Origin of the sequence: Flavobacterium rarum (SeqCode), from assembly GCF_965234445.1 — a bacterium.
Classification (GTDB): domain Bacteria; phylum Bacteroidota; class Bacteroidia; order Flavobacteriales; family Flavobacteriaceae; genus Flavobacterium; species Flavobacterium rarum.
Genome location: NZ_OZ248485.1, coordinates 16,939 through 34,383, shown reverse-complemented (window position 1 = coordinate 34,383; position 17,445 = coordinate 16,939). Strand labels below are relative to the sequence as shown.

At 35.4% G+C, this 17,445-nt stretch carries 14 protein-coding genes and 1 tRNA gene; 9 read left to right on the top strand and 6 right to left on the bottom strand.

Annotation, left to right across the window (positions count from 1 at the left end; all coding sequences use genetic code 11):
* Positions 1–170: 170 nt before the first annotated feature.
* The 4 genes from AC8GF4_RS06760 to AC8GF4_RS06745 all read right to left on the bottom strand — a co-directional run bounded on the left by AC8GF4_RS06760 (position 171) and on the right by AC8GF4_RS06745 (position 6,025).
* The gene (locus AC8GF4_RS06760) at positions 171–2,594 is read right to left on the bottom strand and encodes a DUF4982 domain-containing protein (protein WP_506593487.1); all 2,424 of its coding nucleotides are present in this window, start codon (positions 2,592–2,594) and stop codon (positions 171–173) included.
* Between the two features lie 227 nt (positions 2,595–2,821).
* Positions 2,822–3,856 carry a glycoside hydrolase family 53 protein gene (locus tag AC8GF4_RS06755; RefSeq protein WP_506593486.1) on the bottom strand — a complete coding sequence of 345 codons (1,035 nt, stop codon included), beginning with the start codon at positions 3,854–3,856 and terminating at the stop codon, positions 2,822–2,824.
* Between the two features lie 6 nt (positions 3,857–3,862).
* Positions 3,863–4,960, bottom strand: a complete 1,098-nt coding sequence (locus tag AC8GF4_RS06750; protein ID WP_506593485.1) for a glycoside hydrolase family 53 protein — start codon at positions 4,958–4,960, stop codon at positions 3,863–3,865.
* A 12-nt stretch (positions 4,961–4,972) separates the two neighbouring features.
* The gene (locus AC8GF4_RS06745; RefSeq protein WP_506593484.1) at positions 4,973–6,025 is read right to left on the bottom strand and encodes an aldose epimerase family protein; all 1,053 of its coding nucleotides are present in this window, start codon (positions 6,023–6,025) and stop codon (positions 4,973–4,975) included.
* 104 nt (positions 6,026–6,129) lie between these two features.
* Between AC8GF4_RS06745 and AC8GF4_RS06740 the strand changes: the two genes are divergently transcribed.
* The 3 genes from AC8GF4_RS06740 to AC8GF4_RS06730 all read left to right on the top strand — a co-directional run bounded on the left by AC8GF4_RS06740 (position 6,130) and on the right by AC8GF4_RS06730 (position 8,014).
* Positions 6,130–7,128 (top strand): winged helix-turn-helix domain-containing protein, encoded by a 999-nt coding sequence (locus AC8GF4_RS06740; protein ID WP_506593533.1) that lies wholly within the window; start codon positions 6,130–6,132, stop codon positions 7,126–7,128.
* A 251-nt stretch (positions 7,129–7,379) separates the two neighbouring features.
* A complete protein-coding gene (locus AC8GF4_RS06735) occupies positions 7,380–7,724 on the top strand; it encodes a type II toxin-antitoxin system RelE/ParE family toxin (protein WP_506593483.1) in 345 nt (114 codons plus the stop codon).
* Positions 7,700–8,014 (top strand): helix-turn-helix domain-containing protein, encoded by a 315-nt coding sequence (locus AC8GF4_RS06730; protein WP_506593482.1) that lies wholly within the window; start codon positions 7,700–7,702, stop codon positions 8,012–8,014. The genes AC8GF4_RS06735 and AC8GF4_RS06730 overlap by 25 nt, the downstream gene beginning before the upstream one ends.
* A gap of 50 nt (positions 8,015–8,064) precedes the next feature.
* Here the strand turns inward: AC8GF4_RS06730 and AC8GF4_RS06725 are convergent.
* A tRNA-Leu gene (locus AC8GF4_RS06725) sits at positions 8,065–8,144 on the bottom strand.
* 288 nt (positions 8,145–8,432) lie between these two features.
* Here AC8GF4_RS06725 and AC8GF4_RS06720 point away from each other — a divergent pair.
* The 3 genes from AC8GF4_RS06720 to pth all read left to right on the top strand — a co-directional run bounded on the left by AC8GF4_RS06720 (position 8,433) and on the right by pth (position 11,251).
* Positions 8,433–9,374: a ribose-phosphate pyrophosphokinase gene (locus AC8GF4_RS06720; RefSeq protein WP_506593481.1), complete on the top strand. Its 942-nt coding sequence runs from the start codon at positions 8,433–8,435 to the stop codon at positions 9,372–9,374.
* An 85-nt stretch (positions 9,375–9,459) separates the two neighbouring features.
* A complete protein-coding gene (locus tag AC8GF4_RS06715) occupies positions 9,460–10,068 on the top strand; it encodes a 50S ribosomal protein L25/general stress protein Ctc (RefSeq protein WP_506593480.1) in 609 nt (202 codons plus the stop codon).
* 511 nt (positions 10,069–10,579) lie between these two features.
* Positions 10,580–11,251 carry an aminoacyl-tRNA hydrolase gene (gene pth, locus AC8GF4_RS06710; RefSeq protein WP_506593479.1) on the top strand — a complete coding sequence of 224 codons (672 nt, stop codon included), beginning with the start codon at positions 10,580–10,582 and terminating at the stop codon, positions 11,249–11,251.
* 51 nt (positions 11,252–11,302) lie between these two features.
* On the opposite strand, the gene AC8GF4_RS06705 is transcribed toward pth, so the two are convergent.
* Positions 11,303–13,978: a zinc-dependent metalloprotease gene (locus AC8GF4_RS06705; RefSeq protein ID WP_506593478.1), complete on the bottom strand. Its 2,676-nt coding sequence runs from the start codon at positions 13,976–13,978 to the stop codon at positions 11,303–11,305.
* A 463-nt stretch (positions 13,979–14,441) separates the two neighbouring features.
* Between AC8GF4_RS06705 and AC8GF4_RS06700 the strand changes: the two genes are divergently transcribed.
* The 3 genes from AC8GF4_RS06700 (at position 14,442) to bioB (ending at position 17,434) form a co-directional block, all read left to right on the top strand.
* Positions 14,442–15,386, top strand: a complete 945-nt coding sequence (locus tag AC8GF4_RS06700; protein WP_506593477.1) for a bifunctional riboflavin kinase/FAD synthetase — start codon at positions 14,442–14,444, stop codon at positions 15,384–15,386.
* A 425-nt stretch (positions 15,387–15,811) separates the two neighbouring features.
* Complete coding sequence (locus AC8GF4_RS06695; RefSeq protein ID WP_506593476.1) at positions 15,812–16,249, top strand: hypothetical protein; 438 nt, start codon at positions 15,812–15,814, stop codon at positions 16,247–16,249.
* Positions 16,250–16,348: 99 nt separating this feature from the next.
* On the top strand, positions 16,349–17,434 hold the full coding sequence (gene bioB / locus AC8GF4_RS06690; protein ID WP_506593475.1) for a biotin synthase BioB: 1,086 nt from the start codon (positions 16,349–16,351) through the stop codon (positions 17,432–17,434).
* Positions 17,435–17,445 lie beyond the last annotated feature (11 nt).

Genomic DNA, 17,445 nt, shown 5'->3' with positions numbered 1-17,445 from the left:
ATTAGATTTTATGAGTGTCCTTGATTCGTACCAAGTCTTTTTTTTGCCACAGATTACACAGATTCACACAGATTTTATAAGCATTATTAAAAAAATCTATGAAAATCTGTGTAATCTGTGGCAAATTTTTATCGATTTAATATTAGTCACAGACCGTCATCTTTTATTTATTACTCAGAGACCAAGGTCAATTTACCGCTCTTTAACCCAGCTCCATTTACTTCTAGTATTACATCACCAGCGGTTTTTGTAGATTTTACAAGCACTACCAGTTTTCCGCTAAAAAGTTTCATGGTGTCTTTATGGAACATTTCGAGTGAAGTGGCATCGCCATTACAGGCGGCCCTGTAAGTACCCGCTCCAGTAACCTTAAACTTTAACTGATTAGATGCTGTTGGCCAAGGAATTCCATTTTTATCCACTACAGAAACGGTTACGAAGGATATATCTTCGCCATTGGCTGTGATTGTTTTTCGGTCCGCATCCAAAACAATTTGATAAGGCTTGCCGGCAGTACGAACTTCTTCTTGTGCAACCGCTTTACCATTGTCATCAAAAGCCACTACTTTTACCGTTCCTGGCTCATATTTTACATCCATCCACATTAGGCGATAACGATTCTGAGGTGTACTCTTGTTTTTTGTCTTCACTCCCATACTTTTGCCATTGATGAAAAGTTCGGCACTGTTGTAACTCGTATATACAAAAACGGGAGTTGTCTGTCCTTCTCTTCCTTCCCAGTTCCAATGCGGCAAGATATGAAGGGTTGGTTTCTCCGTATTCCAACGGCATCGGTATAAATAATAACGGTCTTTTGGCAGACCCGCTAAATCGTTAATCCCAAAATAAGAACTTCGAGACGGCCACATTTCATCATAAGGTGTAGGTTCTCCTAAATAATCAAAACCAGTCCAAACAAATTCACCAATTACCCAAGGTTTATCATCTTGAAGCACAAAATCATCGTCAGGCACATTCGACCAGCTGCAGGCTTCCAAATCATAAGAGGAAGATTGAAAATCTGGATATTGTTTCATTTTTTCCTGAACCACAGGGAATTTATAAACCCCACGAGAACTAACCGTTGATGCGGTTTCTGAACCTAAAATAAATCCTTGAGGGAATTTTGCATATGCTTCATCGTATAAATGCACTCGATAATTCAATCCCGGAACATCCAACAACGCTCCAAAACCAGATTCCATCGTCGCTTTTACTTGATCCATACCAACAGTTACCGGGCGTGACGGGTCTTCTCGATGAAATATCTCCTGTAGCCATTTAGCGCGCTTCACTCCAGCTTCTCCCCACTGATCTGGCACTTCATTTCCTGAACTCCACATCACAATAGAAGGATGATTTCGTGTGGCTTGCACCAAATTCACAATGTCTTTTTCGGCATATTCATCGAAAAAGCGATGGTAGCCGTTTTCAACTTTTGGTAAAACCCATTCATCAAAACTCTCTGCCAAAAACAGAAAGCCCATTTCATCCGCCAACTCCAATTGCTCGAAAGAGGGCATATTGTGTGAACTGCGAATCGCATTACAGCCCATATCTTTTAAAATCTCCATTTGCCTGCGCAACGCGGCTTTGTTTACTGCAGCCCCAAGCGGACCAAGATCATGGTGCAGACAAACCCCTTTGAATTTGGTTACCTTCCCATTAAGACTAAAACCTTTATTGGTCTCGTATTTTATTTCTCGAATTCCAAAAGGTGTTGAAATGGCATCTTTCAATTCTTTTCCAACATACAATTGAGAAACCGCTTTATACAAATAAGGCTTTTCGGGACTCCATAATTTTGGGTTTTCGACCTTTATATTTTGATCGAACTCTTTTCCGAATTGCAACGTCGACTCCTCTGAACTTAGTTGATGTCCTTCGGCATCGAAAATAGTGGTAACCAAGCGCGTATTTTCGCCTGAAGCTTTGGTCTTAATATTGACTTTGGCCACGGCATCACTGATAAAAGGAGTAGTTACAAACTGACCCCATTGGTCAATGCTTTCGTTGTTTTTTATAATAACACTAACTTTTCGATACAAACCGGCACCAGGATACCAACGGGAAGCAAATTCTTTATTGGTTAGTTTTACGGACAAAGTGTTGGCTCCATCTTGTATAAATTGAGAAACATCAAAATAGAAATAACTATAACCATAGGCCCACTCTCCTACTTTTTTTCCGTTTAAATACACTTGAGGTTCGCTCATTGCTCCTTCAAAAAGCAGCATTATTTTTTTTCCTTTTGAATCTTTGGGCAAGGTAAATGTATTGCGATACCAGGCTGTTCCAATATGAGGTAATGCCCCTGTTCGCCCTGTTTTTTCGGTAGCTACATTTTCTCCGTTTTGAACAATGGCCACTTTCTGTATATCTACATTTTTATCAAAAGGGCCATAAATAGCCCAGTCATGCGGAACGGTTACAGACTCCCATTTGGAATCATTAAAATCTGCTTTAGAAGCTTCTTCAAAATCACCTTTTTGAAATTTCCAATTGGTATCTAACACTTTAACCTCTCGGGTTTGAGACAAAGCCAATTGTGTAAACGCTATAAATAGAACAAGAAAACGTATCAATTTCTTCATTTTTAACGGGTATAATTATTACTTTCTATGCCATTAATTTTAAACATATAAGTCATTTAAGTTAAAGTAAATTACTTTGCCAAATTACTGATTAAAAGAGAATATAAGCAAAATCCATTCTTTGCAAGGCTTCCTGCCTTTACTTAAATGAACTTTTAGTTTACTTGATTATATTCAAATTAAAAACTTATTTGACTTATATGTTTTAACAATTTTTCGAATCAAAACTATTCTTTAAACGCATCCAATGCCATTGACGGTTTTCCATCTGATTTCCAAGCACTCAATTGATAACCGCTCCAGCTTTTTTCGCCTTCTGGTTCCCAATAAATTACGCCTAAACCTTTGTTATTTGGCACCGCTTTTACTACTTTTATAACTGCAACCAGCATATCGTGTGTATTTTGTTCCAAAGTGTAATCACCACCAACCTCAACAATCATAACTTCTTTATTGTAACGAGCAGCCATATCATTTAGATTATTAGCCAAATCTGCAATGGTTGCTTTGTAATCACTTTTTATCCAATACGGATAATAGGACAATCCTATCACATCATACTTAACATTATTGGCTTTCGCATTATCAAAAAACCATCTGAATTTTTTGCTGTTATTGCCCTCGTCCAAGTGAACAATTACTTTGATTTTTGGATCTATAGCTTTAGTCGCTTCATAACCTTTATTCAGTAATTGTGCCAATTGATTAAAGTTTTCTGTACTTCCTTCTGGCCATAGCATACCGCCCGGAATTTCATTTCCAACCTGAACCCATTCTGGAGTAACGCCTGCCGCTTTCAGCGCCTTCAAAACATCGGTTGTGTAGGAATAAACATCATTCAGCAATTCTGAAAAAGTATGATTTTTCCACGCCAATGGTTTTGCTTGCTTCCCTGGATCGGCCCAAGTATCACTATAATGAAAGTCAATCATGATTCGCATTCCCATTTTTTGTGCACGAATTGCCATGGCAACTGTTTCTTCTTTGCTGCAATGCCCACTGGTTTTATCGTTCGAAGGATTTACCCAAACACGCAATCTGATGGTATTTATTCCGCGGTCTTTTAGCAATTGCAAGCAATCTTTTTTAGATCCATCCGCATCATAAAATTGATATCCTGTGGCTTCCATTTGTGGCAACCAACCTACATCGGCTCCTTTTGCAAAAACATTTTCTTTGGGTTGCTCCGCATTTTTATTGGTGGTACAACAAGAGAAAACCAAGGAAGAAAGAATGGCTAATGTGAATAGTATCTTTTTCATTCTATATTAATTTAAATTAAAAGCTTTTAAAACGGGAAGTGCTTTATTGTCAAAATCGTAGAATGCTTGGTTTTCAAAAGTTGAACCATTTTTTGCTTCTTTACCTTTGAACGAAATCCACTCGCCTCCCCAGTAAGCAAATCCAATACCTGATTTGGATGTTTTTACAAGTTCTTTGATAGCCAGCATATAACTTTTTTGTCCTTCGGGAGTTGCTGGATAACCAGAAACCAATTGCGAATCTAAACCAACGATATTATTTGTCCAATCATTATAACCCAACGTAAAAGGATAAGCCGTTTCGGCAATAACAACTTTTTTGCTGAACTTACTTCCCAAAGCGTCAATCGTGTTTTTTACAACAGTCAAATCTTTACCGTGCCAAACTGGATAATACGAAAGTCCTATATAATCGTAATCTACTGTTTTTACTTTGGTAAAAAACCAATCTGTATCCGATGCATTTACACCAGCATAATGAATCATAATTTTTGTCTTTGGTGCTTTGCTTCGAATGGTTGCACTGGCGGTAGACAACAAAGCGATGCATTGTGCTTCTTGGTTAATCAAATGTCCTTGAGGCCAAAGCAAACCGCTGTTAATTTCGTTCCCGATTTGAATAATATCAGGATTAATCTCTGTTATGATTGTAGATGTGTAAGTGGCCACTGCCGTTTTCAAATCGGCAAAAGACAAGTTTTTCCATTCTTCTGGAGTCGTTTGGTTACCAGGATCTGCCCAAGTATCCGAGTAATGAACGGTAAGCCAAACTTTCAAACCGGCTTGTTTAACACGTGCAGCAAGCGCTTTTACTTCGGTCAATCCAGAATGACCATTGGCAGGATTTTTCCATAAACGTATCCGAATGGTATTACAGCCTGCATTTTTCAGGGTAGTAAGCATCTCTTCGGCTTTGCCATTATTATACAAAACCGTTCCAGCACTTTCAATCTCAGGAAGAAAAGAAATATCGGCAGCTCTGATAAAATCATCGGTTACAACCGGCGGATCTACAACAGGATCTGGAGAATCACTGCCATTCGAACACGCAAATTGAATGGCCAAAAAAGCAAAAAATGATACTAAAGTTAAAACTTTCTTCATGTGGGATTTATTTTAAAATGATTGAAATTTATAAATGGTATTATGCGAGTATTCGGCTCCTTTTTTAAGAACAGCACTTGGAAAATGGTCGTGATTGGGTGCGTCTGGATAGTTTTGAGTTTCAAAACATATACCGCTTAATGGGTGATAATCGGCATTTTCTTTGCCTTTTAATTCATTAAAACAATTCCCTCCAACATAGATATGAACTCCCGGCTGATCTGTATAAACAGTCATTTTTAGATTGTTTTTTTTATTATAAAGGGAAGCAGCAAATTCGTCTTTTCGATCCAAAACAAAAGTATTGTCAATTACTGAAGGGCATTTTTTTGGGGTAAAAAAATCAAAGTCGGTATTATCTATTTTTAAAAACCTACCAGTTGGAATATTTTCAGGATTAGTTTCTAACATTCGATGTGAATTTACAATTAATTCCTGATCTAACACATTGGATAAATGACCGTCCAAATTAAAATAACTGTGATTGGTCAAATTCACTATGGTATCCTCGGTAGTCTTGGCTTTGTATTCTATAATCAATTCGTTTTCTTTGGAAAGGGTGTAAGTAAGCTCAATAAATAGGTCTCCAGGATAATTCTCTTCCCCAGCCGAACTGGAATACGTCAAGGTTATAGATGATTTTTTGCCTGCATGTATATCTTTAACGGTCCAAATTTTTTGACTAAACCCGATTGCACCTCCGTGTAAAGAATTATCGTTATTGTTTTTGTTCAAAAGAATATTTTGATCATTCAAAGTAAAAGAACTGTTGTGAATCCTACCGGCATACCTTCCTACCGCTGCACCCATATAAGGCGGACTTGGAAGATTAAACGATTGTATATAAGATTCTAAAGTATCAAAACCCAAAACAACATCAACTATTTTACCATTTTTTAACGGCATCTTCAATTCGGTTATCGTTGCTCCATATGGGATTACTTTTAACTTCATTCCGTTTTTATTGGATAATTCGTAAGAGTATATGGCGGTACCATCTGGCAGTAAACCGAATAAATCCTTTACAAAATCGATTTTAATTTGTGAATTACGTTTAATTTCCATTGTTTAATTATGAAATTTGAAATTCAAATGTAGAATAAAATTTATATCATACATACCAGTACCTACCAGTTTTTGTATCTTGCAAAACAAAAATGAAAGCAAAAATGAAAGCAATCGCTATCAAAAACAACATTGGTTTACCCAAATATAAACAAATAATTAATGCAATTGAAAAAGCAATTGAAAATCAGGATTTAAAAAAAAACGACAAATTGCCCTCCATTAATAAAATTTGTCTTCCTGATAATTTATCTCGCGATACCGCACTGCAAGCTTATGACGAACTCAAAAAAAGAGGCATTATTTATGCCATCCCTGGCAAAGGATATTATGTCAAGAGTATTGAAATCACTATAAAACAAAAGATATTTTTGCTCTTTGATGAGCTTAACATTTTCAAGGAAGACATCTACAACTCCTTTTTAAAAAACATTGGAAAAAATGTACAAGTCGATATTTTCTTTCATCATTTTAATGTTCCTGTTTTCAAAAAATTGATAGATGACAGCAATGGAAATTATACCAAATATATCATTATGCCTACCAACTTAATCGATGTAGCTGCGATTATAAAAACCCTACCAGTAAATGACGTAATCATCCTGGATCAGACCAATGGAGAACTAAAATCCTTTCCCGCCATTTACCAAAATCACAAAAAAGACATCTTCGAGGGTTTATTCAAAGGAAAATTAAAACTCAACAAATACAACAAACTCATCCTGATATTTCCAGGTTTTAGAGAACCTTTGGGAATGAAAACCGGTTTTGTAGATTATTGCAATGAATTTGCTTTTGATCATGAAATCATTAATGAATTTACGGATAACGAAATAACTATTGGAGCTGTTTACATCATCCCGAATGACAGGGATTTAGTTCGCGTAATTGAAAAAGCAAAAGAACAAAACTTAAAACTAGGAACAGACTTTGGAATTATCTCCTATAATGAAACTCCATTAAAAAAAGTTGTTTCAAATGGGATTACCACCATCTCCACCGATTTCACCACCATGGGAAAACTATTGGCCCAAATGGTGCTTACCGGAAAAAAAGAACAGATTGAGAATAAAAATGCTTTGATTATAAGGAATTCATTGTGAAAATTTGATTTCCAGGACAGCTCTTAATACGTCACGAAGCAAATCCATGTCCTATAATAACTCATGCGTTTGTCCTGCTTAAACTAATAAATTAAAATCCAAATTTTAAAATATAATGTATATCTTACGTCTTTATTTAAAATCACTTTGATTTCCAAACACTAAACTAAAAGCCATTAGTTGTATAAAAAAATCATAAACTTAATTTTATTTGGTAACGAATTAATTACATTTGCAAAACGTTTTTATCTATGAGGACAATATTTAAAACATCTGAGTTTTTGGAATTTTTAAACAATTCAGAAACCAATGTGAAGGACAAAATAGATTACCTATTGGAGATAATAATAACACAACCCGTAATTAATATTAAAATAGCAAAAAAATTAATCAACACCGATTTTTATGAAGTGCGAATACAGGTTAATAATGAATATCGAATTATTGTTTTTACTATAGACCACGACAATATATCACAAAGCAGAAATATTTTGTTTCTAAATGGATTTATGAAAAAGTCGACAAAGGATTACGACAAACAAATAAAAACAGCAATCAAAATTTTAGAAAAATGGCAAGACCAAAACTTGATTTAGAAAAAATACAAAGAGAGTTGCCAACAGCCAACGACTATTTGGACGACAAATACGGCAAACAAGGCACACACGAGAGAGATGAATTTTCAAAAAAAGCATTGTCTTTTTATTATGGCGAATTGATAAAAGAAAAACGCAAAGAAAAACATCTAACCCAACAGCAATTAGCAGACCAAATAGGCAAAGAACGAGCCTATATTGCCAAAATAGAACAAGGCAAAACCGATTTGCAGATTTCAAATTTTGTACAAATCATCAATGCGTTGGGATTGACATTGCAAGTGAAATAATCAAAAACCCCATAAAACCAAAAAAACCGCTTCTTTCGAAGCGGTTTTTGTACCCGGAGCCGGAGTCGAACCGGCACGGTTTCCCACAGGTGTTTGAGACCAGCGCGTCTACCAATTCCGCCATCCGGGCTTAGCAGACATGAAATAACAGACAGTTATTTCAACGCAATAAAGAGATAAAGTGTATTAACAATTATCTTTTCCTTTAACACGGTGCAAATGTAAATAATATTTTTAAACATTCTAATAAAAATACTTAAATTTTTTCTTTCAGAGTTGATTTTATTTTCTAAATTTGCACCTCGTTAAAAACGATACACACAACTAACTACACTCGAGGCATTTATATTTTTCAAGCTTTAAACAATTATTGAAGCCGAATTGCATAAAGCGCAGCGGAATTAAAACAACAAATTAAATGTCACACCTAGAACCAGAAGCTAAAATTTTTGCCTGTTCAAAAAGTGAGTATCTTGCAGCCAAAATTGCAAAAGAATACGGAATCCCAATGGGGAAAGTTACCATGTCTACATATAGTGATGGTGAATTTCAACCTTCTTACGAAGAGTCTATCAGAGGATTACGTGTATTTATAGTATGTTCAACATTTCCAACTGCCGACAATCTGATGGAATTGTTATTAATGATTGATGCTGCAAAACGCGCTTCAGCCAGACACATAACAGCTGTAATCCCTTACTTCGGTTGGGCAAGACAAGACAGAAAAGACAAACCAAGAGTTCCGATAGGAGCCAAATTGGTAGCCAATTTGCTAGACGCAGCAGGCGCAACAAGAATAATGACCATGGATTTGCATGCCGATCAAATACAAGGGTTCTTTGAGAAACCAGTAGATCATCTATTTGCATCCACTATCTTTTTACCGTATGTAGAAAGTTTAGGTCTAGACAATTTAATGATTGCATCTCCAGATATGGGAGGATCGAAAAGAGCTTATGCTTATTCTAAATTCTTAAATTCTGAAGTGGTAATCTGTTACAAACAAAGAAAAGCAGCCAACGTCATCGAAACAATGGAGCTGATCGGAGAAGTGAAAGGCAAAAATGTAATCTTAGTAGATGACATGATTGACACTGGAGGCACTTTGGCGAAAGCCGCCGATTTAATGATCGAAAAAGGAGCCTTAAGCGTAAGAGCCATTTGTACACACGCCATATTATCAGGTGGTGCTTACGAAAAAATAGAGAATTCACAATTACTAGAATTGATTGTTACAGACTCAATTCCGTTAAAAAAACAATCTAATAAAATAAAAGTAGTGAGTTGTGCACCACTTTTTGCCGAAGTAATGCACATGGTGCATCACAACAATTCCATTAGCGGGAAGTTTTTAATGTAGACCCCTAACCCCAACAGGGGAATTAGTAAGGTTAACAAAAACTACAACAACAAGAGTTTAATTAATAACTATAATAAATATTACAATGAAATCGATTACAATTAAAGGATCAGAAAGAGAAAGCGTAGGTAAAGTAGCAACTAAAGCCTTACGTAATGCTGGATTGGTTCCTTGCGTATTATACGGAGGAAATCAGGCAGTTCATTTCTCAGCAGAAGTTATGGCTTTCAAAAACTTGGTTTACACTCCAAACGCACACACAGTTGTGATTGAACTTGGTGCTGGAAAAACTTTCAATGCTATTCTTCAAGACATTCAAGTACACCCAGTATCTGACAAAATTTTACACATTGACTTCTTTCAAATCTTTGACGAGAAAGAAATCACTATGGAAGTTCCAGTAAAAATCATCGGTAACTCAAAAGGAGTTATGGCAGGTGGTGAATTACGTATCAACAACCGTAAATTAAAAGTAAGAGCTTTGCCTAAAAATCTTCCAGATTTCGTAGAAGCAGACATTACACCTCTTGACATGGGTAACAAATTATACGTTACTAAAGTGCCAACACCAAATTTCAAAATCCTTGCTCCAGACAATACAGTAATTTGTCAAGTGAAGATCTCTCGTGCTGCTATGAAAGCGGCCCAAGAAGCTGCAAAAGCTGCAAAAGCACCAGCAAAAAAGAAAAAATAATACTTTTTCAATCTATATCAAAAGCACCAGTTTCACGACTGGTGCTTTTTTTTTGCTTAACCACGAATTCTATGGAGAAAATTTTTCACCACAAATTACTCAAATTTTCACAAATTTTCTTCACTTATACTTTAAAGGAATTAGTGGAAATTCGTGTGATTTGTGGTTATCTTTTTTAACTATCCAATTTAGGAGCGAAAGATTAGGCATTTTAGGAAACAGGGATTCCCGCTGTCCCTCCAATCTTTTATTTTTTAAAGAAAAAAATAAAAGGATTTTCCCTCCCATCGGGGCTGATTGGTTATTATGGTTTTGTTCTTGGGATTATTACAAGATTGGCGCAAAAAAACCACCCCGCCCGTTGGGCACCCCTCCAGAGGAGGTGAATACACGCGATTTCCCCTCCTCTGGAGGGGTGCCCAACGGGCGGGGTGGCCTCTTCCGCTAACCACAAAATATTTTTCCAACAAACAAGTTTCCTTAATCAACAGATAAAACCTATTTTTGCAGCATGATAAAATGGATAAAAGACCTGTTTTCATCACCAAAAACAGCAGCGAACACAGATAATATAAAACTGGAGGTTCACGAACACCAAAAAATAATAAAAACCGTGAGTAAGAAATTTTTAATCGTTGGACTCGGTAACATTGGTGCCGAATATGTAAACACCCGTCACAACATAGGATTCAAAGTCCTTGATTTTCTAGCGCGTAAAGAAAGTGTCACTTTCGAAACCGTAAAACTCGGCTCCTTGGCCGAATACAAATTCAAGGGAAGAACCTTTCTTCTTTTGAAACCCAACACCTATATGAATTTAAGCGGGAAAGCCGTAAAATACTGGATGGACAAAGAAAACATTCCACTCGAAAATATATTTGTAATCACCGATGATTTAAATCTTTCGTTCGGCACTATACGCATCCGAAAAAAAGGGAGTGATGGAGGTCATAACGGACTTAAAAACATCAATCTTATTCTAAACACACAAGAATATACCCGTTTTCGATTTGGCATCAGCGATGAGTTCAAAAAAGGACAACAAGTCGATTATGTTTTGGGAGATTGGGATGACAGCGAAAAAACAAAACTACCCGAAAGACTAGAACTCGCCTCCGAAATCATAAAATCTTTTGGAACGGCAGGATTAGAAAATACAATGACAACATTTAATGGCAAATAAAAAAAGGGAAACATTACGTTTCCCTTTTTGTTTATCAATTTAACTGAACTCTTATTCTACAATAATTTTCGAAACCCCTTTTCGCTCTCCATCCACAACAGTAACAATATAGGTGCCTGCTGAAGCATTGATCAATTGAATGTTTTCATTAAAATCGCCTGTATTTTTAAATTTCTTGCTGTAAATTTTTCTACCCAATAAATCAGTTACAAAAATTTGAATATCTGTAGCATTCGAACTTGTTAATCGAACGGTAAAATTCCCTTTATTAGGATTAGGATACAAAACAAAGTCATAGATTTCAAAACTTGGATTTGCCAGAGTTGTATAAGAACTCGAACAAACTTGCAAAGAAGCTGTGTTTATAGTTCCAGTATCACCCACACCAGTATCTCTAAATCTAATTTTCCAAGTTCCTCCGGGATTCTCCCCATTAAAAGCAGACAATACCCCCACAGGTATAATCGTTTGTAATGTTGTTGATCCACAAGTTAAAGGAATTCCCAAATCATCATAAACTAAATCTAAAGTAGTGTTTGTTGCACCACAAAACTTATCAAACAACTTCACAATAGTCCCTTTTGGGCTAATCAAATCAATTTGAACATCTGAAATATAAGCGTGGGTAAAATTAACACTAAAATTGACGTCAGTTATTTCTGAAGTGGATGCAGGAACTGCAATTGTTTTCTCAGAATAAGTTTGAGATTCAGGTATATTGTATGGTGCTGTAAAAACAAAGGAGTTACAAACAGTTGCAACACTATATCCTAATGCAAAAGGTTTGCTGTTTACAGCATAAAAAACATTTGCCGTAGGCTCGATTAAAATTCGACAATTTTTGGCTGCCGTAGTAGGAGCAGTAATTACTTCCGATCCATCGTTTGGAGTATTGGTTGCAAGTAAAGTTGGAAAAGTCAACCCGCCATCTGTAGATAGTTTAATATTTACGTTGGCCGATCCAGACAACGAACTTGTACCATTGACGCTCCAAGTAATCGTTTGTGAAGAACCCAAAACCCAATTTGAATTATCAATATTTTGAGAAGTAACAGCAAAAGGTCCTTTATTGCCATCAACAGTAATTTTCGAAGCATCTGTATTGGTTTGTCCAGAACCCAAAGTAGCATTGTCTCTTCCTGTAAATACAAAATTCAAACTTCTGCCCACCGTAGAAACCGACTCCCAAGTCGTAGACAATTGACCGGCCAACACTTTCGTGAAAGCTGGAAAATAACGATTGGTAGTCGTGCTTGGTAAAAAAGACCGGAAATTAGGACCAGCAGGTTTCGCACCATAAGCAACACTATTTGCTGCACTTTCATTGGTAGTAGCCGTATCGTTTTGCTCCCAACAATACGTCATTGTATTTCCATTGGGATCTGATCCAGTCCCATTTAAAACAAAAGCAGTACTTTTTGGAATTGTATAATCAGAACCTGCATTGACTGTTGGAGTTTGATTGGACAATACCGTTGAAACGGGACATGTTTTAGTAGCCAAATTAGTTTGAATTTGCAAAATACTGGCATAAGCAAAATAATCATCCGATTGATTTTGGACATCATAATCCTTAGTAATTCCAGCATAGCCCATAATAGTAGAACCACTACCTGGCTCAACATTTACTTCCGTTCCTTCTACATCATGTGAAAAAGTGTGGTTTGCCCCTAGTTGATGCCCCATTTCATGCGCTACATAATCAATATCAAATGAATCTCCTTCTGGTTTTCCATTACTAGGTGAAGTAAAAGCACTTCCTTTTCCTTCAGGAACAGACACCGTAGGACTCACACACACACAACCTATGCATCCTGCATCTCCGCCACCGCCAGAATCACCAAACAAATGCCCAATGTCATAACCAGCATTAGTAATAGTTGTTGTTAAATTACCTTGTAATTCTAAATTCCATGCTCCATCAGCTCCTTCTTTAGGATTAGAATAAGGATCTGTAGTAGCATTTAAATATATTATAGTAGCATTATTAGCAATAATTTCCAATTTCAAAGCTAAATCTCTGTTGAAAACTCCATTGACTCTTGTCATTGTAGCATTCATCGCTGCTAAAGATTTTGCAACTGTACCCCCAAAATAAGTGGAATATTCGCCTGTACAAGACAATGCCAATCGCATGGTTTTGAAGACACCATTATTAGATTTTAAGCTAGTAGCTTTTTTTACCAAATCTTTATTCAATACAATATCTACTGTTTTACATGTCAAAGGCAAATCTCCTTTGCTCCTGTTTTTAGCAGTTTTAACGCTATAATACGATTTGTTTCCTGCTATTGGTTCAATAAATTCAGAACCACTATCTCCTCTCAAAATCATGGTTTGCACACCACTTGGTGAAACACTAAAATTTATCGAAGCTTTTGGATCCGTAATTCCAGTACCCGAATACGCACGAATTTCTGGATATTGTGATTGTAACTCAGGTGCAAAATTAGAAGATTCAATAACCGAAAATTGTTCCATTTTTCCTAAACTGTTCGGTATAATAACGGAAACGCTTTTAACACCTGTTTGAAGAACGGTTAATGATTGTTTGAACTCAGAATCATCCAAGGTAAACCAAAGAGCATCTTCTTTATCTAAAGATTTATTTTGTCTTTGCGAAATTATTTTTTGAGCAGTACCCACTTCTTTCCATGAAGATTTGACTTGAGAAAACCCAACCAAACTAGTAGCTAAAAACCAGATACAATATAAAAATCTTTTCATAATATAAAAATTGAAACACAAAATTAATTCATTTACAAACCAATACCCAATAAATTATTTTATTTATAATTAGAATTGGAACTATTCACCACTCTTATTTGTTTACTAAATAGCGAATTAGATTTTATTACTATTTAATTTATTATGATTGTGTGCAAAACATACCAAGTATATTTAGCTACGGATTCACATATTTTTTAAAATGATCTCTTTAATACATTGCACTATTTAATAAAGTCGTAAGAAATAGGTGTTTTTATTATTGCCATCATACTAATTTTAATCTACTAATTTGTGGTCGTTTTTTAAATCGTTTTCATAATATCGGAAAGTATTAGTTGCCGATAATCCTATTATTTATTATAATTTAAAAATTTTCGACTCTCAAGACTTAAATTAAAACATCTTATACTTCTTTTTAAAATAGATAGTATAAATTTGCAAAAAATTAAAAAAAGCTATTTTGAAGATTTTTCATTCGATAAACGATTTCCAAGTTTCCGCAAATGGAAGCATAAAAAAAACGATTCTAACGTTAGGTACTTTTGATGGCGTTCACTTTGGTCACAAAAAAATCTTAGAAAAGTTAACTCAAAATACAGAAAATTATAAATACGAAAGCTTAGTTCTTACTTTTTTTCCGCATCCACGTATGGTACTTCAAGAAGATTCGGATATAAAATTACTCAATACCATAGAAGAAAAAATTGATTTATTAGACAAAATTGGCATTCAAAATCTAGTAATTCATCCTTTTGATGAAAAATTTTCAAGATTAACCGCAGCAGAATTTGTGAAAGACATATTAGTAGATCAATTTCACATTCATAAAATAATAATTGGACACGACCATCGATTTGGTCGGAATAGAACTGCCAATATAGAAGATTTAAAAACTTTTGGCAAACAGTACAATTTTGAAGTTGAAGAAATTACAGCTCAAGAAATCAAAGAAGTGTCTGTAAGTTCAACCAAAATCAGGCAAGCTTTGTCTGAAGGGATTGTTTCATTAGCCAATGAATATTTAGGATACAATTACTCCCTTACTGGAATTGTTGCCAAAGGAAAGCAATTGGGCAGAACTATAGGTTTTCCAACCGCCAATATACAACTAGAAGAGAATTTTAAACTTATTCCGAAAAACGGAGTTTATATTGCCAAAAGCATTATCAACGATGAGACTGTTTTGGGTATGATGAATATTGGCAATAACCCAACAGTAGAAGGCAAAAACCAAACGATTGAAATAAACTTTTTCGACTTTAACGACGATTTGTACGGTCAAAAAATTACGGTTTCACTATTAGAAAGAATCCGTTCGGAACAAAAATTTGAATCCCTTTCCCTTTTAAAAGAACAATTGAAAAAAGATAAAAATACTTCCCTGGATTATTTTAGTAATCTTTAAAGGTTAGAATGTGTTTATAATATACCCTTCTATTATTTGAAATAGAAATCTATAAAATACTAAAGTTGTGTTGAATCGATCACCTTTGTCAAAGTTTACCCCTATAATTATCGGGATAGACAAAGGTGATCGAATCTGTTATTTTACGTGAGGGATAGACGGAATCCGCCGTGGCGGACCAGATGAGCCCGACAGCATAAAATGAAGAGGCCGAATAAGCAGCATCTAAGTCTGGCCTCTTTATTTTATGGTGGCACGCCCAAACCAATACGGCAACAATTTTAAAATTCAGATTTCATATTAAGGATAAAAAACTACGAAATCGTTTTTTGTGTAATTTTAAAGATAATTTTTTGTAAATTTATATCAGACTATCTGATTACCAGACCTAAATTACAGTTCTAACTTTTAAAAACAAAAATAAAATGAAAGTAAAAAGAGAAATTAAAAACAGTTTTTTTATTTTTATAACAATAGGAAGCTATTTTCTTTTGATGGAATTCTTAAAGTTATCCGACATTTTTTATTTAAGATTATTCAATGTGTTTTTTATTATATATGCTGTTAACAACACGATTCAAACTCGGATAAAAAAGGGCAAGACCAACTTTATACGCAATGCAAAGGCGGCTATGGTAACCTCGGTTTTAGGTGTATTTTTGTCAGTTCTTGGGTTGTTGATATACAGCTATATAAGAGGAGGTGATGAATATATTAAAAAATTATCCGAAACTTTTTTGTTCGGAGGTCATCCTTCTATAAACATGTATTGTTTTACTTTATTTTTTGAAGGAATCGCTTCTTCTGTGATTGTTACATTGATGCTTATGTTATATTATAATGACAAATTTATAGCCGATTAAACTACTTTTTCAGACTATATTGAATTAGTCTTTTTATGACAAGAGCATTGTTACTTTAATACAATTTGATTACTTTTGATGCATCAAAATAAAGGATCAATGAGTATCACAAAACACGACTGGACGAAGGAAGAAATAATTGCTATATACAATAAACCGATGATGGACTTGCTTTTTGAAGCAGCTACAATCCATCGAGAGCAACATGATCCAAACGTGGTTCAGGTTTCTACACTGGTTTCCATAAAAACAGGTGGTTGTTCTGAAGATTGCGGGTATTGCCCACAAGCAGCAAGATACAACACTGGCGTTGAAGGAAATAATTTAATGTCTGTAAATCAAGTTAAAGAACAAGCAATTCAAGCAAAATCTGGCGGGTCATCTCGTGTATGTATGGGTGCTGCGTGGAGAAATGTAAAAGACGGCCCAGAATTTGATCAGGTTTTGGAAATGGTGCGTACTATTAACAAAATGGACATGGAAGTATGTTGTACATTGGGTATGATTACCGAAAATCAAGCCCAACGTTTATCGGAAGCTGGATTGTATGCCTACAATCATAATTTGGACACTTCCGAAGATTATTACAAAGAAGTAATTTCGACTCGAGGTTTTGAAGATCGTTTACAAACCATAGAAAATGTTCGTAAAACAAACGTTACCGTTTGTAGCGGAGGAATTATAGGAATGGGAGAAAGTATAGAAGACAGAGCTGGAATGCTTGTTGCACTATCTACTTTGAATCCTCAACCCGAATCGGTGCCAATTAATGCATTAGTGGCAGTAGATGGAACTCCAATGGAAAATGAAAAACCAGTTGAAATTTGGGAAATGATTCGAATGGTTGCAACAACAAGGATTGTAATGCCGGAAACCCAAGTTCGTTTGTCTGCTGGAAGAATGAATATGAGTCGTGAAGGCCAAGCTATGTGTTTCTTTGCAGGAGCCAATTCCATTTTTGCAGGAGACAAATTGCTGACTACGCCAAATCCAGATGTAAATGAAGACATGAAAATGTTTGATATATTGGGTTTAAAACCTCAAAAACCATTTAAAAAAGTAGCACAACGTCCAACTGTTGAAGCAGTAGATTCTCAATATGAGTCTTTGGGCGAAAAACCAAAATGGACAAGGCCAAGTCATACCATAGAAAAAAACTTGGAAGCTTCTATAAAAGGAAAATAATTTTTATTTTA